Annotated in this window: 22 protein-coding genes and 4 tRNA genes; 15 read left to right on the top strand and 11 right to left on the bottom strand. The window is 39.0% G+C overall.

All coding sequences use genetic code 11. The features are described 5' to 3' along the window. The 3 genes from AWW67_RS04980 to AWW67_RS04970 all read right to left on the bottom strand — a co-directional run. Positions 1-666, bottom strand: a 666-nt coding sequence (locus tag AWW67_RS04980) for a TonB-dependent receptor plug domain-containing protein (protein WP_176699992.1), incomplete at its 3' end; no start/stop codon positions are given. Positions 667-1,121: 455 nt separating this feature from the next. After that, a complete protein-coding gene (locus tag AWW67_RS04975; RefSeq protein WP_062300530.1) occupies positions 1,122-3,806 on the bottom strand; it encodes a valine--tRNA ligase in 2,685 nt (894 codons plus the stop codon). 205 nt (positions 3,807-4,011) lie between these two features. Beyond that, entirely contained in the window at positions 4,012-4,389 is a 378-nt protein-coding gene (locus tag AWW67_RS04970) for a DUF4260 domain-containing protein (RefSeq protein WP_071387058.1), read from the bottom strand. Positions 4,390-4,637: 248 nt separating this feature from the next. On the opposite strand from AWW67_RS04970, the gene ccoN reads away from it, so the two are divergent. Genes ccoN through AWW67_RS04940 form a run of 6 tightly spaced genes read left to right on the top strand, consistent with a single transcriptional unit; the run spans position 4,638 to position 10,489 of the window. Further along, a complete protein-coding gene (gene ccoN / locus AWW67_RS04965) occupies positions 4,638-6,803 on the top strand; it encodes a cytochrome-c oxidase, cbb3-type subunit I (protein WP_062300528.1) in 2,166 nt (721 codons plus the stop codon). A gap of 3 nt (positions 6,804-6,806) precedes the next feature. Continuing rightward, on the top strand, positions 6,807-7,007 hold the full coding sequence (locus tag AWW67_RS04960) for a cytochrome C oxidase Cbb3 (protein WP_062300527.1): 201 nt from the start codon (positions 6,807-6,809) through the stop codon (positions 7,005-7,007). After that, entirely contained in the window at positions 6,994-7,896 is a 903-nt protein-coding gene (locus tag AWW67_RS04955) for a cbb3-type cytochrome c oxidase N-terminal domain-containing protein (RefSeq protein ID WP_062300526.1), read from the top strand. Before AWW67_RS04960 ends, AWW67_RS04955 begins: the two co-directional genes overlap by 14 nt. A gap of 39 nt (positions 7,897-7,935) precedes the next feature. Beyond that, positions 7,936-9,348, top strand: coding sequence for a cytochrome c oxidase accessory protein CcoG (gene ccoG, locus AWW67_RS04950; protein ID WP_062300525.1), 1,413 nt, complete (start codon positions 7,936-7,938; stop codon positions 9,346-9,348). Next, complete coding sequence (locus AWW67_RS04945) at positions 9,348-9,788, top strand: FixH family protein (RefSeq protein WP_062300524.1); 441 nt, start codon at positions 9,348-9,350, stop codon at positions 9,786-9,788. The genes ccoG and AWW67_RS04945 overlap by 1 nt, the downstream gene beginning before the upstream one ends. Next, entirely contained in the window at positions 9,788-10,489 is a 702-nt protein-coding gene (locus AWW67_RS04940) for a sulfite exporter TauE/SafE family protein (RefSeq protein ID WP_062300523.1), read from the top strand. The genes AWW67_RS04945 and AWW67_RS04940 overlap by 1 nt, the downstream gene beginning before the upstream one ends. A gap of 106 nt (positions 10,490-10,595) precedes the next feature. Here AWW67_RS04940 and AWW67_RS04935 read toward each other — a convergent pair whose 3' ends face one another. The 5 genes from AWW67_RS04935 to AWW67_RS04915 all read right to left on the bottom strand — a co-directional run bounded on the left by AWW67_RS04935 (position 10,596) and on the right by AWW67_RS04915 (position 17,204). After that, positions 10,596-11,015 carry a hypothetical protein gene (locus AWW67_RS04935; protein ID WP_062300522.1) on the bottom strand — a complete coding sequence of 140 codons (420 nt, stop codon included), beginning with the start codon at positions 11,013-11,015 and terminating at the stop codon, positions 10,596-10,598. 117 nt (positions 11,016-11,132) lie between these two features. After that, entirely contained in the window at positions 11,133-13,754 is a 2,622-nt protein-coding gene (locus tag AWW67_RS04930) for an FtsX-like permease family protein (RefSeq protein ID WP_062300521.1), read from the bottom strand. Between the two features lie 13 nt (positions 13,755-13,767). Then, positions 13,768-14,094, bottom strand: a complete 327-nt coding sequence (locus tag AWW67_RS04925; protein WP_062300520.1) for a PadR family transcriptional regulator — start codon at positions 14,092-14,094, stop codon at positions 13,768-13,770. A gap of 153 nt (positions 14,095-14,247) precedes the next feature. Beyond that, positions 14,248-16,875 carry an ABC transporter permease gene (locus AWW67_RS04920; protein WP_062300519.1) on the bottom strand — a complete coding sequence of 876 codons (2,628 nt, stop codon included), beginning with the start codon at positions 16,873-16,875 and terminating at the stop codon, positions 14,248-14,250. Then, on the bottom strand, positions 16,872-17,204 hold the full coding sequence (locus AWW67_RS04915) for a PadR family transcriptional regulator (protein WP_053222952.1): 333 nt from the start codon (positions 17,202-17,204) through the stop codon (positions 16,872-16,874). The genes AWW67_RS04920 and AWW67_RS04915 overlap by 4 nt, the downstream gene beginning before the upstream one ends. 275 nt (positions 17,205-17,479) lie before the next feature. Here AWW67_RS04915 and AWW67_RS04910 point away from each other — a divergent pair, with 275 nt between their 5' ends. Both AWW67_RS04910 and AWW67_RS04905 read left to right on the top strand, forming a co-directional pair. Then, positions 17,480-17,728, top strand: a complete 249-nt coding sequence (locus AWW67_RS04910) for a DUF6364 family protein (RefSeq protein WP_053222951.1) — start codon at positions 17,480-17,482, stop codon at positions 17,726-17,728. Next, the gene (locus AWW67_RS04905) at positions 17,728-18,156 is read left to right on the top strand and encodes a PIN domain-containing protein (RefSeq protein WP_062300518.1); all 429 of its coding nucleotides are present in this window, start codon (positions 17,728-17,730) and stop codon (positions 18,154-18,156) included. The genes AWW67_RS04910 and AWW67_RS04905 overlap by 1 nt, the downstream gene beginning before the upstream one ends. A 56-nt stretch (positions 18,157-18,212) precedes the next feature. On the opposite strand, the gene frr is transcribed toward AWW67_RS04905, so the two are convergent. Genes frr through AWW67_RS04890 form a run of 3 tightly spaced genes read right to left on the bottom strand, consistent with a single transcriptional unit; the run spans position 18,213 to position 20,001 of the window. After that, complete coding sequence (gene frr / locus AWW67_RS04900) at positions 18,213-18,773, bottom strand: ribosome recycling factor (protein WP_062300517.1); 561 nt, start codon at positions 18,771-18,773, stop codon at positions 18,213-18,215. Positions 18,774-18,782: 9 nt separating this feature from the next. Next, the gene (gene pyrH / locus AWW67_RS04895) at positions 18,783-19,490 is read right to left on the bottom strand and encodes a UMP kinase (protein ID WP_062300516.1); all 708 of its coding nucleotides are present in this window, start codon (positions 19,488-19,490) and stop codon (positions 18,783-18,785) included. 13 nt (positions 19,491-19,503) lie between these two features. After that, entirely contained in the window at positions 19,504-20,001 is a 498-nt protein-coding gene (locus AWW67_RS04890) for an acyl-CoA carboxylase biotin carboxyl carrier protein subunit (protein WP_062300515.1), read from the bottom strand. Between the two features lie 324 nt (positions 20,002-20,325). Between AWW67_RS04890 and AWW67_RS04880 the strand changes: the two genes are divergently transcribed. The 7 genes from AWW67_RS04880 (at position 20,326) to nusG (ending at position 23,024) form a co-directional block, all read left to right on the top strand. Next, positions 20,326-20,408: transfer RNA gene (locus AWW67_RS04880), tRNA-Tyr, on the top strand. A 78-nt stretch (positions 20,409-20,486) separates the two neighbouring features. Continuing rightward, positions 20,487-20,559 (top strand) — tRNA-Gly (locus AWW67_RS04875). Positions 20,560-20,633: 74 nt separating this feature from the next. Further along, positions 20,634-20,705: transfer RNA gene (locus tag AWW67_RS04870), tRNA-Thr, on the top strand. 75 nt (positions 20,706-20,780) lie between these two features. Continuing rightward, a complete protein-coding gene (gene tuf, locus AWW67_RS04865; protein WP_053222946.1) occupies positions 20,781-21,968 on the top strand; it encodes an elongation factor Tu in 1,188 nt (395 codons plus the stop codon). Positions 21,969-22,166: 198 nt separating this feature from the next. Beyond that, a tRNA-Trp gene (locus AWW67_RS04860) sits at positions 22,167-22,239 on the top strand. A 21-nt stretch (positions 22,240-22,260) separates the two neighbouring features. Then, a complete protein-coding gene (gene secE, locus AWW67_RS04855; protein ID WP_053222981.1) occupies positions 22,261-22,455 on the top strand; it encodes a preprotein translocase subunit SecE in 195 nt (64 codons plus the stop codon). An 8-nt stretch (positions 22,456-22,463) separates the two neighbouring features. After that, positions 22,464-23,024 (top strand): transcription termination/antitermination protein NusG, encoded by a 561-nt coding sequence (nusG, locus tag AWW67_RS04850; protein ID WP_053222945.1) that lies wholly within the window; start codon positions 22,464-22,466, stop codon positions 23,022-23,024.

Genomic DNA, 23,024 nt, shown 5'->3' with positions numbered 1-23,024 from the left:
TACACCGTTTGCTGCTCTAGCTCCATATAATGAAGTAGAAGCGGCATCTTTCAAAGTAGAAACCGACTCAATGTCATCAGGGTTAATCCTGTTAATGTTACCGCTAAAAGGCACACCATCAACCACAATGAAAGGGCTGTTGTTACCATTAACAGAGCCAATACCTCTTAATCTGATGGCAGGGCTATCACCTGGTTGTCCTGTAGCAGTTGTTACTTGAATACCTGGGCCAGAACCACCAAGCGCAGAAATTGCATTTGAAATTGGTCTGTCTTTGATTTTCTCTGCCGAGAGCGAAGTTACTGAACCTGTGATACTCTTAGTGTCTTGAGTTCCGTAAGCTACAACCACAACTTCTCCAGCGTCAATAACGTCAGGTACCATTGTTACATTTACTGCAGTTCTGTTGCCTACTGTTTCCTCTTTGGTTTTATAACCTAAAAACCTGAACACAAGAACTGCATTATCAGCATTTACTGATAACGAGTATTTACCGTCCGATCCTGTTGTCATTCCAGTGGTTGTTCCTTTAATCGAAACCGTCACGCCTGGAAAGCTTGAACCGAATTCATCTAGCACAGTACCCTCCACGGTACGTTGCTGCCCCATTACACTGCTACTAATGAGTAGCAAAATGAGCATTAATTTTAGCTTAAATTTTTGCATTTATAAGTAATTCATTTGTTTGCGCGAATAACAACTAAACGGGTGTCAATGTTGCTTAATCGTATTTATTAGGCTACATGATTTTATGGAAGGTGTTAAAATTATTTGAATGGAAGATTATTCGATTGTCATATTTAAATTTGAATTGTTCATTTATGAACAAATTTAGATGATTTTAAAATTGTAAATATCTATGAGGTTATTGGTTTTATTAAATTATTGAGGTGTGCTTATGTGTATCTTGGTCATCTTCAAATAATTACATGAAATATTGCGTGCCTGATACTTTATAACATTGTCGCGAAAATTGTAATTTTTACGATCTGGCGCTTTAAGTGTGTGAATTTGAAGGAGATGTAGCCGAAAAATGGCTTTGGGTGTGGTTCCGGTTTTTAGGCATAAAAAAAGCAGCCCTATTGAGGCTGCTTAAATTCGTAATTCTAGGATCGTAAGTTTTAATTTAATCCGTTTAGCTTCTCTTCCAATACCTTGATTTTCCCTTCGGCATCGGCTTGTTTGGCTTTTTCTTTTGCTATCACTTGTTCTGGCGCACCAGCCACAAAGCGTTCGTTGTTAAGCTTCTTCATTACGGAATTTAAAAAGCCTTTCGTGTATTCAAGCTCCTTCAGTATTTCGGCCTTTTCAGCCTCTACATCAATAGCACCTTCTTCCATAGGAATAAAGAATTCATCTGATTTAATCACAAAGCCTAAGGTGCCGCTTACTTTCTCATCTGTGTATGTTAGTTGGTCAATGTTCGCTAACTTCTTGATAATGTTTATAAAAGGCTCGTAAGCTTCAGTGTTCTCCGACTTAATTGCTAAATCCAACTTTTTGTTGGGTGAAATTCCTTTTGATAATCGTAAGTTTCTAAGGTTGGAAACCAGCTCAAAAACGATTTCAGACTGCTTGTTTAGTGCTTCGTCTGCTCCGCCAATGATTGGCCAAGTAGAAACAATAATGTCTTGTCCTTCGGCCCTTTCTCTTAATTCACTCCATATTTCCTCTGTAATAAAAGGCATAAACGGATGAAGCACCTTCATGATTTTCTCGAAGAAATTAAGCGTTACTTCATAAGTAGCTCTGTCAATAGGTTCTCCAAAGGCAGGCTTAATCATTTCTAAATACCAAGAACAGAAGTCTGTCCAAATGAGCTTATAAGTGGTCATTAGTGCATCAGAAATTCTAAACTTGCTGAAATGATCTTCGATTTCAGCAAGCGCTGCATTAAACCTAGAATCGAACCAACGCACTGCGGTTTGGTTTTCTTGACCATTCGAGCTGCCACCAACTTCCCAACCTTTTACCAAGCGGAAAGCATTCCAGATCTTGTTCGCAAATTTTCTTCCTTGCTCAACAAGCTTTTCATCATAAAGCAAATCATTACCTGCTGGCGATGAGAAAAGCATTCCAGTACGGACGGCATCAGCGCCTAACTCTTTAATTAAATCCAGTGGATCAGGTGAGTTGCCCAATGACTTGGACATTTTTCTACGTTGCTTATCGCGAACAATACCAGTAAGGTAAACGTGCTTAAACGGTTTCTCATCAGTATATTCATAACCTGCAATAATCATTCTGGCCACCCAAAAGAATAAAATTTCAGGAGCTGTTACCAAAGTAGAAGTAGGGTAGAAGTAGTCTAATTCAGCATTCTTGCCTTTGATTATTTTACCTGTCTCTCTGTCAAAACAAGAATCATCAAAACCGTTGAAAACCGCCATAGGGAATAACCAAGAAGATGCCCAAGTGTCAAGTACATCTTCGTCTTGCTTTAGGTCATTGGCAGTCAGTTGAGCATTGCCTGATTTTTCTTGTGCCAAAACCAATGCTTCCTCGGCTGTTTCAGCAACTACAAAATCGTTTTCACCTTCACCATAGAAATAGGCAGGAATCTGCTGTCCCCACCAAAGCTGACGCGAAATACACCAGTCGCGCACATTTTCCATCCAGTGATGGTAGGTGTTTTTGAATTTTGAAGGAAGAAGCTCCACTTCGTCATTCATTACCACTTGATGTGCGGTGCGCGAAATTTCTTTCATTTTTATGAACCACTGCAAAGAAAGCTTTGGCTCTATCACTGTGTTTGTTCTTTCCGAACGACCGATTCTGGTAGTGAACTCTTCGAAACCGATATAATAACCCGCTTCTTCCAAGTCTTTTACCATTACTTTGCGCGCTTTAAAACGCTCCATGCCTATATATTTCGGCACACCACAGTTTTCGTTCAAATTACCATCAAAGCCGATGGTGTCAATCACTTCTAAATTGTGACGCAAACCAATTTCATAGTCGTTCGGGTCGTGGGCAGGGGTTACTTTCAGGCAACCTGTTCCGAATTCAATTTCTACATAGTCATCTGCAATAATTGGGATTTCGCGGTTAACGAAAGGTACAAGTGCAGTTTTGCCAATCAAATGCTTGTAACGCTCATCTTTTGGGTTTACGGCAATGGCGGCATCACCTAAAATGGTTTCAGGGCGCTGCGTAGCAATAATTACCTTTTCATCAGAATCCTTAATGCTGTACTGGAATTTGTAAAGCTTCGAAACTTCATCTTGATCGGCATAAATCACCTCTTCATTAGATACCGTAGTTTGGGCTTCAACATCCCAGTTGACCATGCGCAAGTCGCGGTAGATGTAACCTTTATTATAAAGGTCTACAAAAACGCGAAGCACTGCTTTGTGGTAACCTTCGTCCATGGTGAAGGCGGTACGTTCCCAGTCGCATGAAGCGCCAAGCTTCTTTAGTTGCTCAAGAATGATTCCACCGTATTTTTCTTTCCATTCCCAGGCATGGGTAAGGAATTCTTCTCGGCTGAGATCTGATTTTTTAATGCCTTTTTCGCGAAGCATCTTCACTACTTTGGCTTCAGTGGCAATCGAAGCGTGGTCGGTACCGGGTACCCAGCATGCTTCTTTGCCTTCCATTCTCGCTTTTCTGATTAATACATCTTGGATGGTATTATTCAACATGTGACCCATGTGGAGCACGCCCGTTACGTTTGGCGGAGGGATGACAATAGAATAAGGCTCTTTTTGTGGGTTTACCTTGCCATGGAAATATCCTTTATCCATCCAGTGGGCATACCATTTATCTTCTATCTCGTTCGGGTTATACTTCGTTGAAAGCGACATGTAATTGTTTGAATAAAATTAGGCTGCAAAAATAGGTGGAATAGTCGGAACACGGAAGTTAGAAGCCAGAAGAATGAAGTTATGAGGAGGAAGTACTTGTTCATTCTATGTGATCCTTTGAATTTTGATTAGCTTAAAAATGAAATTAAGGATCAAATCACCATATCAGATCTAGCCCTAATAACTCATTCCCAATAGCCAATAACTAAACCTCTAGATTCTTATGCTTACTCTGCCCCATCCAACCCAAATGGGTATGGTCAAAGCTGTCGAAGTATTTTAATCCGTAGCCTAGCATTCTATCGAAGCAAGAATGCGCCATAAAGATCAGTCCAATAAGAATGAGCAATTCATTAGAGAGTAGGTAGCCAAGAATCATTAAAAGTGAAATCAAGCCTTTATGATGGGCTGCATTAAAAGCAATAGTAGCCACTTTTTTATTTACATTAATCGCTAGAAATGCCAAGTCAGGCGCGAAAAATAAGCTGGCAAAAAGTACCCATCCGCCTTCATAGAATTCAAAATAGATTAGACAAACGATTAATAAAAGCCCGATTTCCTCGAGCTTGAGGGCAGCTCTCATTTTTATAGTTTTCATAATTGCGAAAAAATACAAAGCGCTTTTAAATACTTAAAGACTGATTTTATTGAAGCAATTTACTGTAAATCATAATGTTAATTTTGGTAAATTCATGAACCAGTTATTCAATAGAGAACTGGTAAACCAGAAAACCTGATTTATATCATCTTTTTGGCTAATGCCTGTCAGGTAGAAACGGTGCTGCTGAATCTACCTTGCAACTGTTTAGGAATCACTACGCCTTATAAATTATGGAACTACAGCAATTTAAGTACGACAACAAAATTGTCAAATACTTCGTCATCGCCACGGTCGCTTTCGGCCTTATTGGCATGCTGGTGGGTATTCTCATGGCCACCCAACTTTTTTTACCCGAAGCCAACTTGGGTCTTCAATTCACCACTTTCGGTCGTATTCGTCCATTACACACCAATGCGGTAATTTTTGCATTTGTGGGTAACGCCATGTTTGCCGGAGTGTATTATTCTATGCAGCGTTTATTAAAAACACGCATGTTTAGCGATAGACTAAGCTGGATTCATTTCTGGGGATGGCAACTCATTATTTTAGCAGCGGTAATCACGCTTCCTCTAGGAATGAACACCTCAAAGGAATATGCTGAGCTAGAATGGCCAATAGATATTGCCATAACGGTGATTTGGGTGGTGTTTGGTATCAACATGATTGGAACGATTCTGAAAAGAAGAGAACGCCACATGTATGTAGCTATTTGGTTCTACATCGCCACATTTGTTACGGTTGCGGTATTGCACGTGGTAAATTCATTCGAAATTCCGGTAACCATGTTCAAAAGTTACTCTTGGTACGCTGGTGTGCAAGATGCTTTAGTACAGTGGTGGTATGGTCATAATGCAGTAGCATTCTTCCTTACTACGCCTTTCTTGGGGATTATGTACTACTACTTACCTAAGGCTGCCAACAGACCTGTTTACTCTTATAAACTGTCTATTATTCACTTCTGGTCGCTTATATTTATTTATATATGGGCAGGCCCTCACCACTTATTATATACTTCATTACCTAACTGGGCACAGTCTTTAGGAACTGTATTTTCAATTATGCTGATCGCTCCATCTTGGGGAGGTATGCTTAACGGACTTCTTACTTTAAGAGGAGCTTGGGACAGAGTTCGTGAAGATCCGGTTTTGAAATTTATGGTAGTAGCTGTTACGGCATATGGTATGGCTACACTAGAAGGTCCATTGCTTTCTATTAAAAACGTAAACGCTATTGCTCACTTTACCGACTGGATCGTTGCTCACGTTCACGTGGGTGGTTTAGGTTGGAACGGTTTCTTGATCTTCGGTATGCTGTACTGGATGATCCCTAGAATGTGGGGCACAAAACTATATTCTACTAAACTAGCCAATGTTCACTTTTGGATTGGTACACTAGGAATAATCGTTTATGCGCTTCCGCTTTACACTGCTGGTGTAGTACAAAGTTTAATGTGGAAAAATTTTAATGCTGAAGGCTTTTTAGAGTATCCTAACTTCTTAGAAACAGTAACTCAAATTGTACCAATGTACATGATGAGAGCGGTAGGTGGAGTATTATACCTGACTGGCGCAATAATGATGGCCTATAACTTGGTGAAAACTGCTAAACAAGGAAGTTTCAAAGCAGAAGAAGCAGCCGAGGCACCAGCATTGGAGAAAAAGAAAATTGTTGGAGGCCACTGGCATGCAGTATTAGAAAGAAAACCAGTGATCTTTACTGCCCTTACTTTGGTTGCTATCATTATAGGAGGTGTGGTAGAAATGGTACCTACTTTCTTAATCAAGTCTAATATTCCAACTATAGAAAGTGTTCAGCCATATACTCCACTTGAACTTCATGGAAGAGATTTATACATTAAGGAAGGATGTAATAACTGCCATACGCAAATGGTGAGGCCGTTTAGGTCAGAAACTGAACGTTATGGTGAATACTCTAAAGCAGGTGAGTTTGTATACGATCACCCATTCCTTTGGGGATCGAAACGTACCGGGCCAGATTTGCATAGGGTTGGGGGAAAATGGAACAATGCTTGGCATTTAAGTCACATGTATGATCCAGCGGCTCCATCTCCTGGGTCTATTATGCCACGTTACCCTTGGCTATTTAAGCAAACTATAGATTTGGATGAAACTGCTGGTAAAATTAAAGCGCTTAGAAGGGTTGGGGTTCCTTATGCAGAAGGCTACGAAGAAACTGCAAACTTAGATCTGAAAGCCCAAGCTAATAGCATTTTGAACGATATTAAGAATGATGCGAATGGAAAACAGGTTATGGAAAGCATAGAGTATGAGACTCAAACGAAAATATCGGAAACATCAGAGATCATTGCACTAATTGCTTACCTACAAAGGTTGGGTACTGATATTAAAGTGAATTCAAACGATCAAAACCCTTAGGCCATGTTTAAGCACTATTTCGAAAAAATTCATAATGTGGAGGTTTGGCCAATTATTTCACTCGCAATCTTCTTCATATTCTTTGTAGGGCTAATGCTCTATGTGTGGAGAATGAAAAAGGATTATGTGGAGGAAATGAGTGACATTCCACTTACTGATGACGCGCCAATTATTGCATCTGATTTTAAAAATGAAAACCACTAAGCTCATGGAAAGGATAAAATCAAAAATTAAAAACCTGAGTTCAAAATACATGTTACTGCCATTCTTGTTTTTGACTACGCCTTTGGCTGCTCAAACCGAGAGTTCAACTGGAATTTCTCAGACTACGGCATTTTATGTGGTGATTGGCTTGCTTATCATCGTGTCGCTGTTAGTCATTCTTTTGGCCTTTAATATTGTGTCGCTGCTAAAAGCAGTTGTACAAAAAGAGATGTCGCCAGAGAAGAAAGCCAGTATGGAAAAAGAGCCTAGCTGGTTTGCTAAAACCTGGGCAAAATGGAACGACCTTAAGCCGTTAGAAGAAGAACAAGATATTATGCTCGACCATGATTACGATGGTATTAAGGAGCTTGATAACCACTTGCCACCTTGGTGGAAGGCGCTCTTCTATTTATCAATAGTTTATGCAGTAATTTACCTTATGGTATTCCACGTGTTCAAGTCGGCTCCTTTGCAAGAGGAGGAATACGAAATTGAAATGGCCTTGGCTCAAGCTGCCAAAAGCAATATGGAGCAAACCATTGTGGTAGACTTTGATGAAAGCAATGTGCCTTTTAATGATGACGCTGAAGCATTAGCAGATGGTAAGAAGTTTTTCGAAGCCCAGTGTGGAATGTGTCATAAAGCTGATGGTGGTGGTTTGGCTGGTCCAAATCTAACCGATGATTACTGGAAACATGGTGGAAGTATGACGGATATTTACAATGTGATCAAGAATGGAGTACCGAATACGGCCATGATTTCGTGGGAGAGCAAATTGAACCCTATTCGTTTACAAAACGTGGCTTCATATGTAAAAAGCTTAAGAGGAACCAATCCTCCAGGAGCTTTGCCTCCAGATGGTGAGCTTTATGTAGAAGAATCGAATTAATAAAAGCAGTAGAGAGTGCGCTAATTAAAGAGGGTAGAAATGAAAGAGCTGTACGAATATGACGAAGAATACCGCGACAGTATAGCCACGGTAGATGAGCACGGAAAAAGAGTTTGGGTATACCCCAAAAAACCAAAAGGCAAATTTTTTAATGCCCGAAAGGTTGTATCTGTAATCTTACTTACCATTCTTTTTGCTGGTCCGTTTATTAAAATCAACGGGCAGCCCTTTTTAATGATGAATATTTTCGAACGCAAGTTCGTAATCTTGGGGACGGTTTTCTGGCCCCAAGATTTCTTTATTTTCGCTTTAGGGCTAATCACATTCTTCGTATTTATCATTCTTTTCACCGTGGTTTTCGGTCGGGTATGGTGTGGCTGGGCTTGTCCTCAAACCCTGTTTATGGAAATGGTTTTCCGTAGAATTGAGTACTTGATCGAAGGCGATGCCAACCAGCAGCGTAAACTGGCCAAAATGCCTTGGAATGGAGAGAAAATTAGGAAGCGAGTATTAAAGCATGGCATTTTCGCCTTCATTGCTGTTTTGATAGGCCATACGGCTATGGCTTACTTAATAGGTATTGATAAAGTGAAGGAAATTGTAAGTCAGCCGCCTACTGAGAATTTAGCGGGCTTCATTGGTTTAATAGCTTTCAGTGCTGTTTTCTATGGCGTTTTTGCATACTTAAGAGAACAAGCTTGTATAGCTATTTGCCCATATGGTAGGCTCCAGGGTGTACTTTTGGTGCGTGATTCAATGGCCGTAATGTACGACTGGATCAGAGGCGAACCGAGAGGTAAAATGAAGAAATCGGAGGTTCAAGCCGATAAAGGTGATTGTATTGATTGTAAGCTTTGTGTGCATGTTTGTCCTACCGGAATCGATATCAGAAACGGAACTCAACTCGAGTGCGTGAATTGCACGGCATGTATTGATGCTTGTGATGATGTAATGACGAAAATTAATAAGCCAACTGGTTTAATTCGAGTTACGTCACATAGTGCAATTGCAGACGGTAAGAAAAAGATTTTCACGCCAAGAGTTGCTGGGTACACGGGCGTTTTGGTGGTACTTATTACTTTATTAACTGTTTTTGTTTCCAGTCGATCAGATATCCAGGCTACAATTTTAAGAGTGCCGGGTATGCTCTATCAGAAAGTAGAGAATGATCAAATCCAGAATATTTACAATATTCAATTGATAAATAAAACGGTTGACGATATGAACGTGAGTCTTCGATTAATCGATCACGAAAGTGGAGTGATTGAAGTAGTAGGAGGCAACGAAATTCAACTTTCAAATTCTGGAAAGGCAGATGCGGTGTTTACAGTGCGATTACCTGAATCAGAAATGGAGGGCAATAAGAATAGCATCACAGTGGGAATTTATAATGGTGATGAATTGATTGATAAGGTAAAGACGAACTTCTTAGGACCAATAAAATTTAAATAATGAACTGGGGAACAAAAATCGTAATCAGTTTTGTGTGCTTTGTTGGGCTGCTGGTAACTATGGTTTACGTAAGTGTAAGCACCGATTTCTATTTGGTGGCCGATAACTACTATGAACAAGAGTTGGATTACGAAAGTCAGATTCAGCGCATGAAAAACGTAAATAGTTTGACTGAAAAACCAAATTTTAAATTGGTTAGAAATGAAGGGAAAGCTGAGTTAAGATTTCCGATCTCGGTGATGAAGGCCATGGAAGAAGGTAAAATTTCTTTTTTCCGTTCGGCAAATGCTAGTCTTGACAAAGAGTTTGATTTGGTTTTTGATGAAACTGGTTTACAAACCTTCGATATGAAAAACCTTGCTTCTGGCGCATGGAAGGTTAAAATCGAATGGAAATCGAAAGGGACGGAATATTATCAAGAGCTTAATATTGTAATCTGATGTTGCTTTTAGGAACAGCACTGGCATTTGGCTTTTTTGGTAGCCTGCACTGTTTAGGCATGTGCGCACCCATCGCTTGGGCAGTTCCTCAGAACGAAAAAAAGAAAAAGGTTTGGGTAGCTAACCGTTTAGCCTACAATAGCGGTCGTATGATTACCTATAGTTTTTTAGGTGCGATTGCAGGCCTTTTTGGCGAAATACTTTCGATGGCCGGGGTGCAACAAGGCTTATCTGTTTTGGCTGGCGCAACAATCATCATTGGAGCCTTACTCTTAAACGGAAAACTATCAGGCAATATTAAAATCAAACCCCTTCAGAAGCTTTTCTTAAGCATTAAGGTGCGAATAGGCGGTTTACTCAAAACCAATAATTTCAAGTCAAATCTTACACTGGGTTTATTGAATGGTCTTTTACCCTGTGGTTTGGTTTATATGGCTTTAGTGGCTGCCATTTCAATGGGTACTTTTTACGGAGGAGCAGCCTATATGGCGCTGTTCGGTTTGGGTACTTTTCCTATGATGCTCGGTGCGGCTTATTTGGGCTTTTCGTTCAAAAGTAATTTCACTTCCGCATGGCTCAAGTTTGTGCCGAAGCTACTGGTGTTGGTGGGTCTAATTCTCATTCTTCGCGGACTGAACTTAGGCATTCCTTACGTAAGCCCAAAGCTCAATAGCGATATGCCGGGGATGATTTGCGACTGATTTAGCTATTTTGAGAACTTTCCAAAAGTTGAAACATTAGCTAGGTTCCAAAACGATGGGTTTAACTTTTGGAAAGTTGATTAGCGACAATATTTACTTTTTCTATTCAATTCATATACTTTCTGATAATATTAAGCAGACTGTCCTTTGGTACGTTTCGGCCAATGTGTTGCTTCATTACTTCAATCATTTCTTGGGTCATCGTAGGGCGAAAACCCATTCGGAAAGCAAGTCGGTGAACTAAATCAATTTCGCTTTGGTCTACATCTTGGTCGAATTTCATTAAGAACAATAAATCGTAAAGAATCTCCATTCTTGCATGTTCTGCTTTAGGAATAACCAGCGTAAGGTTTTCAGGGTTTTTGTCTATTTCCTTAACATCTTCAGGAGTCATTCCCAGTCGCTCAGCAACCTTATTAATGAACAAAGTTTCAAGCGGACTATCTTCATTATCCGCTTCTGCTAGCATTAAAAGCATAAATAGGTGACTCTTTCTTTTATGTAGTTCGCGGTCTTCAATGTTCATCCTTTATTTTTTTCTGGAAGATAAAGAATGGAGCTCTGAACCGAAACTGATTATCATGGAAAAGAGCTTCGAAGTTAAATTTTCAAATCATCAAATTCACTTATTTTTAAATTGTAATTACTCGCTTCTGAGCGATTCTGAAGGATTGGCTCGTGCTACACGCCAAGTTTGTATAATCACAATGAACACGACTAAGCTTCCCAATAGCAGAACACCTTGCGCCAAGACAAGCCCTTCATACTGTGGTTTTATAAGGGAAGAGAGCCAGAATGTTTCCTGTAAAAAAAGATAGGCTAGAGGGGCACCAATTAATGCCGCAATGACTAATGAGGTCAACGTTCCTTTCAATAAGAGTAGAATAATGCTTTTAACTCTAGCGCCAAGTACTTTTCTAATGCCAATCTCTTTGGTACGGGTTTCGGCATTATAAAGCGCTATTCCCAATTGACCCAAGAGCGAAATAGAAATAATGATGACAGAAAGGAATTTAAACGCCTTGACCACTTGGTTGATATTGTTATAACTTTCTTCAATAGAGTCATTTAGGAAGATAGGAGTAAAGGCTTGTTCAGCGTCCACTTCTTTGGTGGCTTTTTCAAGTTGATTTAAAGTTGATGCTATATTTTGTTTTTCTATTTTAATGGCAAGCGACCTTTTATATAAGTCTATTTTCTCGTGAGTAACCATGATTGCTGCCATTTCAGGGGCATCAAGTCGTTCGAAGACATTATCCTCTATAATCCCAATTATTTGGTATCGGCTAATGTTTTTAAAAAAGGAAAGGGTTTGACCAAGCGCACTGTCTAATGGAATATTAAGGTCAGCTAATAGCTTTCGGTTTACCCAAACTTCAGTAAGTGTTGAATCGGACGATACTCTTTTAAAATTATTACCAGCAAATAATTTAGGCTCAAAAACTTTGTCGAAATCGGAGTCTACTACGGAAAAATTGACCATCAGACTGTCAGTGCCATTAGAACGTCTCACCATGGTCATACCCATCGTACCTACACCAGGTAGGGAAGAAACAGCAGAAACACCAACTACTCCAGAAACGCGCTCATATCTAGATTTTAATAGTTGCCTATTTTTAGGAGCGACTTCTACGTTTACCACTCCCTCTTTGCTGAAATTCCAGTTGTTTTGAACTATGGAATGGTAGATGTCCGAGCCTGCAGTAACCACCATAATACAGAACATAGAGACAGTGAGCTGAAATACCACCAAGCCTTTTCTAATGTTCATGAGTGACATGGTTTTACTCTTGATATTTGATCGAAAAGTATTCAAAGGAGAAATGCGGGCAAAGTAGAGTGCGGGGAACAGTCCAGCCACTAAGCCGATCAAAACGGAAAAACCTAGGAATACTAAGAGAAGGCCAAGACTTGTATTGGGGTTGAATAATAAATTACCAGTATCCATTAGGGCAACAAATTCAGGAACGAAAAAGCGGTAGAGTAAAAAACCTACCAGAGTTGCTGCTACTGAGAAAACAATGGTTTCCACTAAAATTTGACCAATAATTTGAGATTTTGTGCTTCCAGCTACTTTTCTAATGCCAATTTCTTTGGTACGTTGAATGGCTCTGGCGATAGATAGATTGGTGTAATTAAAACTCGCCAATAAAAGAAGGATAGTAATCAGTGTGACAAGGACATAAAGTATATCCTTAGGTAAGCTAGACCCGATAGGGTTATACACTTCATCACTAAACATGATATCTCCGATTTTCTGGCTGCGATAATCAAAAGTGGATTCTGTACCTTTTTTTATAGTATTTACTTCTTCCGAGACTTGTTTCAGCTTATTGTTTAGCTGTTCTTGGCTTACGCCTTCAATGGTTCGAAAGTAGGTGTAGCCTTGATAGTAGTTATTCCACTTTTCTAAGTAGTTAGAGCTTTCTGTATTCACCAAATTTGGATTTTCTGAACTACTTGATATTATGTCGAAATTCAAATGTGAAAGACCTTTTGGACTTTCAATTATGGCATTAACGATCAGTCCTGAACCAAGAATTTTACCAATAGGGTTTTCATTTGGGAAGAAGCGTTCTGCTATGTCATCTGTAATTATACAACTCGATTTATTTTGTAATGCAGCATGTGGGTCACCATCGATTGCTTTGAATTGAAATACTTCAAAAAAATGGTCATCTACCATTAAGTTTACAAGGCTTACTGAATTGCCATTTATAACTTCTTTGAATTGGCTGGACGAGCTGAATTGTGTCAATACTTCAATTTCTGGTAGATCTGCTCGAAGTTTTTCTCCCAATACAGAAGGGGTAGAAGCTAGAATATAGGGAGTATTGTTAGTCTTCTGAACTTTTGTTAATACTCTATACAGCCTCTCAGTATGCGGGTGTTGTTTATCAACCGACAAGCCAGTGTAAATAATATTCAGCGCAAACATACTTACCGTGATGGCGGCAGCTAGCCCGAAAATGTTGATGGCACTGAACACCTTATTGCGCCACAAGTTGCGGAAGGCCAGCTTTAAATGAATTTGAAATAATGAGGTGTTAAACATGGAGACAATGATTTTAGGTTTTCTAATCACAGAGGGGCGAAGCATCTTCAGCACTTCGTTACGGTAAATGGCTTTGGCCTTTTTCTGCCCTAAGGTTTTTAGGTTGAAGTTGAATTCTTCTTCTAAATCGCCCTGAAGCTCTTGATAAAGAGCGGGCTTACAGCAGGCTTTAAAAAGCCGGGTATATAGTTTTGGAGGAGTGGTACGCATGTCAATAAAGGATTTATTTTAGACTAAAAGCCGGTACTTGACTCCATAATTGGTCGCGAACTTCTTTGGCTTCCTGCAAAGCAGCCAAGCCCTTATTGGTTACCTCATAATAGCGCTTTGGTCTGCCGCCTCGGTCTTCGTTTCCTTGGCCTTGTTTGGAAGTTAAAAGTCCTTTTTCTTCTAAGCGAGATAAAGCAGTGTGTAAAGCACCTCTGCTTATATTCCTTTTTCCCTGTTCGTTGATTTCGCGCTTGATGCTTACTCCGTAGGCGTCATCTTTTAAAACCAAAATGGTGAGTAAAGCTATTTCTTCAAATTCACCCAGATTTGTTCCTTTCATAGCATGTTCTAAAATGTAGACCAATGTATAAAATAAAATTCAAGTTCTAAAATGAAGACATGGAATTTGATTTGAACATGGGTTGATTTGAGAATTTGGTGATTTGAAAATCCATCTTCAAATCACCAAATCAGCTTATTTTCAAATTAGAAATTATTCGCTGCGCAGAGTTTGGGCAGGGTTAGCTTTTGCGGCTCTTCTTACTTGCGAACCTATGGTTAATATGCCTATACCGAATATTATGATTACCCCAGTGAAGAGTTCCAGCACTCCAATTGTAGCGCGGTTCTCAATGCCGTTTAGAATTTGTTGTTCAAATAATAAGTAGGTGAGGGGTATGGCCAAAGCTGCTGAGATTACCAGTAACCACATAAAACCTCGTGTTAATAAGCTAACGAGGCTTCCTTCTGTGGCTCCCAAAACTTTACGAATACTGATTTCTTTCATGCGGGTTTCGGCTGTGTAAACGGCCATACCTAACAAACCTAATGCGGCAATGGAAACGGTGAGTACGGCCAGAAAACCCACAATTGTACCCATTATAACATATTGTGAATAAGCCGATTCAATATTCTCATCGAAGAATTGGGCTTGAAGTTCGTGAACAGGGTCTACCTCATTCCATGCATTTTTAATTTTAGTCATTGTAGCTGGTAAATCCGATGAGTTGAGTTTTAGGTTTACATAGTAATACGAATTACTTCTATTTCTAAACCCAAAGCTTTTTATTCCTTGGTCAAGCTTATCATAATGGAAGTCACGCACCACACCTATAACTGTTAAGCTATTTTCGTCAATTTCAACCTGTTTACCGATAGCTTCATTTGGAGTGCCAAGATTAAAACGTTTTAGGGTTTCTTCGTTTAAAATAATCTCAGACTCCTCACCTTCAAATGACTTGTTGGTAAAGTTGGCTCCAGCAATAATTTCGTGATCCATCAGGTCAATGTAGTTTTCGTCAATGGTATTGTAGAAAAGTTCGGTAGAGTCATTATTGTATTTCATGTCTACTAAATAGGTGCTTCCTACACTTGGTATCATGGCAGATTTCGAAATCATTTGAACCTCTGGAATTGAAGCAAATGCTGTTTCAATTTTTTGCCAATCGTTATTTTGAAGTTCAACATTGAGTACATTTTCTGTTTTAAAACCTAAATCAAAGCTTAAGGCATATTTAAATTGAGTATAAGCAATACTGGCGGAAATGATAAAGGCCATTGACAAAGTGAACTGAATTACGATTAAAACTTTCCTCATATTCACTTTTGAAAAAAGCTTAGTTGATCCCGCATTTTTTAATGCTTGTACGGTCTTTAACTTTGATAAAAACATGGCTGGAACAAAGCCTGCTAACAGGCCGACCGCAAGCGCAAATATGAAAAAGTATAAAAAGAGAATTGGGGTAATTTCAAGTTGGAGGCTGCGCTCAATACTTGGATCCAAGCCAAGAAAATGAGGTTTTATAAACATGAAAATTAAGTAGGCAAATACCAATGCTATTACTGATATGATAGTGGCTTCAGTAATGAACTGGTTAAATACTTGTCGCTTTGTGGCACCAACAACTTTGCGTACTCCAACTTCTTTAGCTCTTTTTAATGACCGCGCAATAGAAAGATTAGTGTAATTAAAGCCAGCAGAAAGTAGTACCACTAACGTAAAGCCTGCCAATACCCAAATAACCGCCCCACCTATTGAAACCCCTATATTGTTGGATAAATCAGGGCCAGCCATCATACCGTATAAGGGCTGAAGCTCCGATGTAATTGTTAAATGCTCATACTTCTCACTTTCCTTTTCTCCTAAGGCAAGGAGTTTCTGATTTACATCATTAACATCCGTGTTTGGAGCTAACTTTACATACACATAGTTCATCCACATATTATTCCAAGCGTTATACCAGTTTTCGCCACGTTCACCTTGTCGATTTTGGTTTGTATAGGTAATGTATGAGCCTAGTGCTTGGAAGGTAAAATGCGAATTAAAGGGAGGTTTTTTAATAATACCTGTTACCGTATAAAGGTCTTCTTTACCAAGAATGAATGTTTGGTTCATAGGATCTGTATCGCCAAATATTTTTTTTGCCGTCTCATCTGTCAGTACAATTGAGTTTGGTTCCGAAAGCATGGTTTCGGGGTTTCCTTGCAGTATTTCGAAAGAGAATACATCGTTAAAACCTTCGGTTGCCCATAGGCCGCTTATGGGTATAATTTTATCATCGAGTTTAGCATCTCCCCCAAAACCTCTTGTCATCAAAACCTGTGACTCTACCCCTGGAATAGACTCCTTGATTCTGTCTGCCATAATAATTGAGGTTGTGGCGAATGGTGTGGGGTCTTCTTGTTGTTCTTGGTAGATGTTGTTTACCCTATAAACTCTATCTCCATCTTTATGAAATTTATCGAAGCTGAAAACTTCGGAAATAAAAGTAATCATGAGGAGGCCAATGGACATGCTAACCGCCAGACCAATGACGTTTATGGCTGAAAAAAGCTTGTTTCTAGCGATGCTTCGCACGGAAGTTTTGAAATAATTTTTGAACATGATAAATGATGTTATGTTGTTGACTATTTTGAATTTCTTGATGGTGTAGGGGCGGAAAAACTTGATTACATCTAAGCAGTAAATTTGTCTTGCTTTCCTCTTTCCTTTGCTAATCGTGTTGCGTTCAAAGTGCTCATACAAATCACCCTGTAGGTCTTCAAGTATTTCAGAACGGCAATACCATTCCAAAAACCTATCGGCCCAGCGTGGAGGTTGATGTGCACTTTTTTTGCTCATATCATTTTTAAATTGAATTCAGGGATTAAGCTCCAGAGCTCATCACGCTGCGATTTGACCTTTTGCAATGTGGCTTTTCCAGCATGAGTTACTTCAAAGAATCGCTTTCTTCTTCCGCCTCTAGCTTTAGTGGCTTCTCCTAATTGGGAGGTTACAAATCCTTTTTCTTCCAGACGATTAAGAACAGAATGTACAACACCTAATTTGACCTGTCTTTCGGTTATTCTTTCAATCTCATCGCAAATGGCAACGCTATAGGCTTCTGACATAAGACTTGCTATGGTTAGTAAAACCACTTCTTCAAACTCCCCTAGGTTAGTTCCTTTCATAGACTTTTTATTTATTCCTTAAATGTATAAAAAATGAATACAACTTAAATTCTTTTTTTATACAAATGATGAATATATAGCTTCACACTTCATGACGCTACATAAATAGCCTCTTTGCATTGAGTTTTAAAATGAATGGTAGTCAGGTGTAAAATTCATGTAGCCAACTGATGAATCAGAGAGTTAAGCTTTTTGTTGATGGAGTAATCAAACCACGAACTAAAATTTGTTTTATACGTAAAGAAAAAATAAGTTTGTCGTATAAATAGATCGTTATGGATGCCAAGGTGACTTTAAGTTTTGATCAAGAGGTGATCAAGTCGGCAAAAGCTTTTGCTGAGAAGAACAATATTAGTCTGTCTAGACTTACTGAATTTTTATATCGTCAGCTCATTTCTAAAGATTATCAATCCATAGAAAGCTTACCGATTTCCGATTGGGTTAATGCAGTAGCTGAGGGGCAAGCCGAATACTATACTAAGCCAAGAAAAATATCTAAGTCTGACTATTACGAGCGCAAGTAATGGTAAAGGCATTTGTTGACGCGAATGTATTGGTTTCTGTACTCAATAAGGAATATCCACTATTTACTTATTCTGCTCGTGTTCTTTCATTAGCTGAGCGAAATGGATTTGAGCTTTTTACTTCCTCCCTTTGTTTGGCCATTGGATTTTATTTTGCTTCTAAAAAATGTGGGGAAGTTGAAGCTAAGCGTAAAATTCAATTGTTATGCAGTCACCTATCAATTGCGCAAATTGATGAAAATGCAGTGAGGAATGCTTTAAACAATGCTAAGATTAACGATATAGAAGATGGTTTTCAGTATTATGCTGCCGTGGAGGCCGGGTGTAATTGTTTGATTACTGAAAATTTATCGGACTATCACTTTGCTGAAATTCCAGTTTATTCCTCTGAAGTGTTTTTGAAAACCCATGTATTTAACTCTAAATAATAAAAAAAGGCAGCCTTTCGGTTGCCTTTCAGTGTGTTTCTAATTTTTCAGGACTATTAAACGGTCATTATTTCTTGCTCTTTATGAGCCAGTAAATCGTCAAGTTTCTTATTGTATGTATTCGTAAGGTCTTGAACTTTGTCTTCAGCAGTTTTTACCAAGTCCTCAGCCAAACCATCTTTTTGAAGTTTTTTAAGCTCATCATTGGTTTCCTTTCTGGCGCTTCGAATACTGATTTTGCCATCTTCAGTAACGGCTTTAGATTGTTTTACTAAATCGCGTCTTCTTTCTTCTGTAAGCTGCGGAATATTAATAATGATCTGTTCACCGTCATTCTGAGGGTTTAAACCCAAGTCACTATTCATTATTGCCTTTTCAATAGCCGTGGTCATAGATTTCTCCCAAGGCTTTACAAAAAGTGTTCTTGCATCAGGGCTAGTTACCGAAGCTACTTGATTAAGGGGGGTAAGCGATCCGTAATAATCAACCTTAATCACATCAAGCATGCTTGGCATCGCCTTGCCTGCCCTAATCTTTGCTAGTTCTTGTTTTGTGTGGGAGATGGCTTTCTCCATCATCTCCTTGGCGGTATCCAAGTATAATTCCAGTTCTTCCATGATTGTAAATTAGCTTATCAATGTTCCGATATTTTCTTTTCCTTCCATTATGTCTAAGAGGTTGCCACTAGCGTTCATATCGAAAACAATAATCGGCACATTATTTTCCTGACAAAGCGTGAAGGCGGTCATGTCCATAATGTTGTATCCTTCTCTAATGGCTTGTTCAAAAGATAGGTTAGGTATTTTAGTTGCAGAAGAATCTTTTTCTGGGTCTGCGGTATAAACGCCATCTACACGAGTTCCTTTTAAAACAACATCCGCCTCAATTTCAATAGCTCTTAAACTTGCTGTAGAGTCAGTTGTAAAATAAGGGTTTCCTATTCCGGCACCAAAAATAACAATTCTTCCTTTTTCTAAATGCCGAACAGCTCTTCTTCTAATGAAAGGTTCGCAAACCGCTTCCATTTTTATCCCAGACATCAATCTTGTATACAAACCATGATTCTCAAGAGTGCTTTGAATTGCCATCGCATTAATGACGGTGGCCAGCATTCCCATGTAATCACCCTGAACTCTGTCGATGCCTGAAGCTTCGGCCTGAACCCCTCTATATATATTGCCTCCTCCTATAACAATCGCTACTTCAACACCACTTTCGTGCACTTTTTTAATTTCTTCAGCGTATTGATTTATTCGAACTGGGTCAATTCCATATTGTTGATTACCCATTAAGGCTTCTCCACTAAGCTTTAGAAGAATTCTTTTATACTTCATCCGTGTGATTATGTTAAAATTTTATCAGAATTTGATTTTTTTCTACGCTGTCACCTTTACTAACATCAATTGACGCAATAGTTCCAGCGCCCGGAGATTTCAAAACGTTTTCCATTTTCATGGCTTCCAAAATCATGAGTTGATCCCCTTTTTTTACCTCTTGCCCAGCCTCAACTAAAATATCATGTATTAGTCCAGGCATAGGAGCTTTAACATCCTTTATAGTTGAATTACTTAAATTGGTAATTCCCATTTTTTGAAGAAGCTGATCCATTTTATCTTTAACAGATACATTATAAATCTGATTGTTGATTTTTATTTCAACTACCTTGCTTTCTCTTTCATAGCCAATAACCTCGGCATTTAATTTTTTTCCGTCTTTTGTGATCTGAAATTTGTCCTTTGAAGTTTTTGAGATGTTCCAATCAAAATCAGAACCATTTAGAAGTATATTACTGTCTTTGAATTCGACTTCTGCTTCGATGTTTTTCTTAAGACTTACTTTGTACATCAGGCTAAATTAAGAGTAGGGCTCAATTCTCGATACTATAAAATTTAAGCTCCGTTGAGTTTTTTGTTTTAAACCCTGCAAATATAGAGAAGTATTTTGATTAGGAATAAGCAATAGTGGCGTACTTGAAAATCATTGTCAATAAAATAAATGATAACCATAAGTGCCAAAATGGGCTGTTTAAGCGTTGTTTTCAATCTTGAACAAAAACTCTTGATCTTTTTTTGGGATATGTTTGAATAATATAAAAAAGGGTCTAATTTTGCATTCCCTTTCGCTAAAAGCATGGTTGAAACAAGCATTTAGTCGGTAGGAAAACTAGTTGGGGGGATACCAAAGCGGCCAACTGGGACGGACTGTAAATCCGTTGACTTATGTCTTCGAAGGTTCGAATCCTTCTCCCCCCACAATTAATGAGAATTATCAATTTAGAACTCCAAACGGCAAGTTTGTTATTTGGAGTTTGATTTTTGATTCTTTTAAAAGCGGGTGTAGCTCAGTTGGTAGAGCGACAGCCTTCCAAGCTGTAGGTCGCCGGTTCGAACCTGGTCACCCGCTCAAAACTTTGAGTTATAAAGTGCGAAGTTTAATGTTTGTCGAACTGAAAAACTTCGAACATTAAACTTAGTAAAGCCGATGTAGCTCAGGGGTAGAGTACTTCCTTGGTAAGGAAGGGGTCACGAGTTCAAATCTCGTCATTGGCTCAAGACGCTGAAAAAAATCAGGTGTCTAAGATTAAATTAAATAATTGAATTTAAATATTAACTAATTTTCAAGTTATGGCTAAAGCAAACTTTGACCGTTCTAAGCCGCACGTTAATATTGGTACTATCGGTCACGTTGACCACGGTAAGACCACATTAACTGCTGCTATTACTAAAGTTTTGGCAGAACAAGGTCTTGCCGAAAACAGAGATTTCTCTTCTATTGATAATGCTCCTGAAGAGAAAGAAAGAGGTATTACTATTAACACTTCTCATGTTGAGTATCAAACTGCTAATCGTCACTATGCACACGTTGACTGTCCAGGTCACGCGGATTATGTGAAGAACATGGTAACTGGTGCTGCTCAAATGGACGGTGCAATTCTTGTTGTAGCTGCGACTGATGGTCCAATGCCACAGACAAGAGAGCACATTCTTTTGGCTCGTCAGGTAGGTGTACCTTCTCTAGTGGTGTTCATGAATAAAGTTGACTTAGTTGACGATGAAGAACTTCTTGAGCTAGTAGAAATGGAAATTAGAGAACTTCTTTCTTTCTATGATTATCCAGGTGATGACATTCCGGTAATCCAAGGTTCTGCTTTGGGTGGTTTGAATGGTGAGCCTGCTTGGGTAGAAAAAATCAATGAGCTTATGGCTGCTGTGGATGATTATATTCCACTTCCAGAGCGTGCTGTTGATAAAGAATTCTTAATGCCTGTTGAAGATGTGTTCTCGATCACTGGTCGTGGTACTGTTGCTACTGGTAGAATTGAAAGAGGTGTTACTAATACTGGAGATCCTGTTGATATCATCGGTATGGGTGCTGAAGGCCTAAAGTCTACAATTACTGGAGTAGAGATGTTCCGTAAGATTTTGGACAGAGGTGAAGCTGGAGATAACGTAGGTCTTCTTTTGAGAGGTATTGAAAAATCTCAAATCAAAAGAGGAATGATTATCTGTAAGCCAGGCTCTGTTAAGCCTCACTCTCACTTCAAAGCTGAAGTATACGTGCTTTCGAAAGAAGAAGGTGGACGTCACACTCCATTCTTTAACAAGTACCGTCCTCAGTTCTATTTAAGAACTACTGACGTAACTGGTGAAATTATGCTTCCTGCTGATATCGAAATGGTAATGCCAGGTGATAACGTAACTATTGAAGTGAACTTGATCAACGCTGTAGCGCTTGAGAAAGGTTTGAGATTTGCGATCAGAGAAGGTGGTAGAACAGTAGGTGCCGGTCAGGTAACTGAAATTCTTGACTAAAAACTTTCTAAGCTTATTAGATATTTCAAACGCGTTTTCGATTTTTCGGAAACGCGTTTGTTTCATATAGTATTTTTATCTACATTTGCAGCCCGTTTTGGGGCTGGATAGTGAAGTTTGAAATGTTGATTCTCTTTTTAAAAACAGATTTTAGTTCTTAAACGAGAGATTAATAAAGAAAAGACTTAATGAGTATACACGGGTGTAGCTCAGCTGGTAGAGCAGTGGTCTCCAAAACCAAAGGTCGTGAGTTCGATTCTTACCACCCGTGCAAATAAGTAAAGTAAAGCCGATGAGTAAACTGAAAACATTTATCGCTGAATCTTATCTCGAAATGAGACATAAGGTGAGCTGGCCTAAATATTCTGAGCTTCAAAGTAGCTCTGTGTTGGTGTTAGTGGCATCTTTAATCTTTGCTCTCTTTATTGGGATCATTGATTTAGGATTTAATAACATCATGGATTGGTTTTACACAATAGGAAGATAATTGATAGAATGGCAGAGCTGAAGTGGTATATGGTTCGGGCCGTGTCTGGTCAAGAAAGGAAATCGAAAGAGTATTTGGAGAATGAAGTGGAACGGGAGCAATTCCAAGACCATATTCCTCAAGTATTAATTCCTTCGGAAAAGGTGTATGAAATGCGTAACGGGAAAAAACGTTCACGCGATAAAAACATGTTTCCGGGCTATATCATGGTTCAGGCAGATCTTACTAATGGTGAGGTCATTCATATGATTAAAAATATTCCTGGTATCATAGGGTTCTTAGGTCAAAAGGGGGGGGATGCTTCCAACACTCCTCCTGTTCCGTTACGACAGATTGAAGTCGACCGTATTTTAGGTAAGGTTGAGGAAATCGATGAATTTGACGAACACATTGATACACCATATATAGTTGGAGAGTCCATTAAAGTAATGGATGGGCCTTTCAGTGGGTTTACAGGTACAATTGAGGAGGTTTTTGAGGAGAGAAGAAAACTTAATGTTATGGTTAAGATTTTCGGCCGAAATACCCCTGTTGAATTAAGTTACATGCAAGTCGAAAAACAAGATTAA

It is taken from the genome of Roseivirga seohaensis (assembly GCF_001592945.1).
Taxonomy (GTDB): domain Bacteria; phylum Bacteroidota; class Bacteroidia; order Cytophagales; family Cyclobacteriaceae; genus Roseivirga; species Roseivirga seohaensis.
This window is presented reverse-complemented; position numbering and strand designations above follow the sequence as displayed.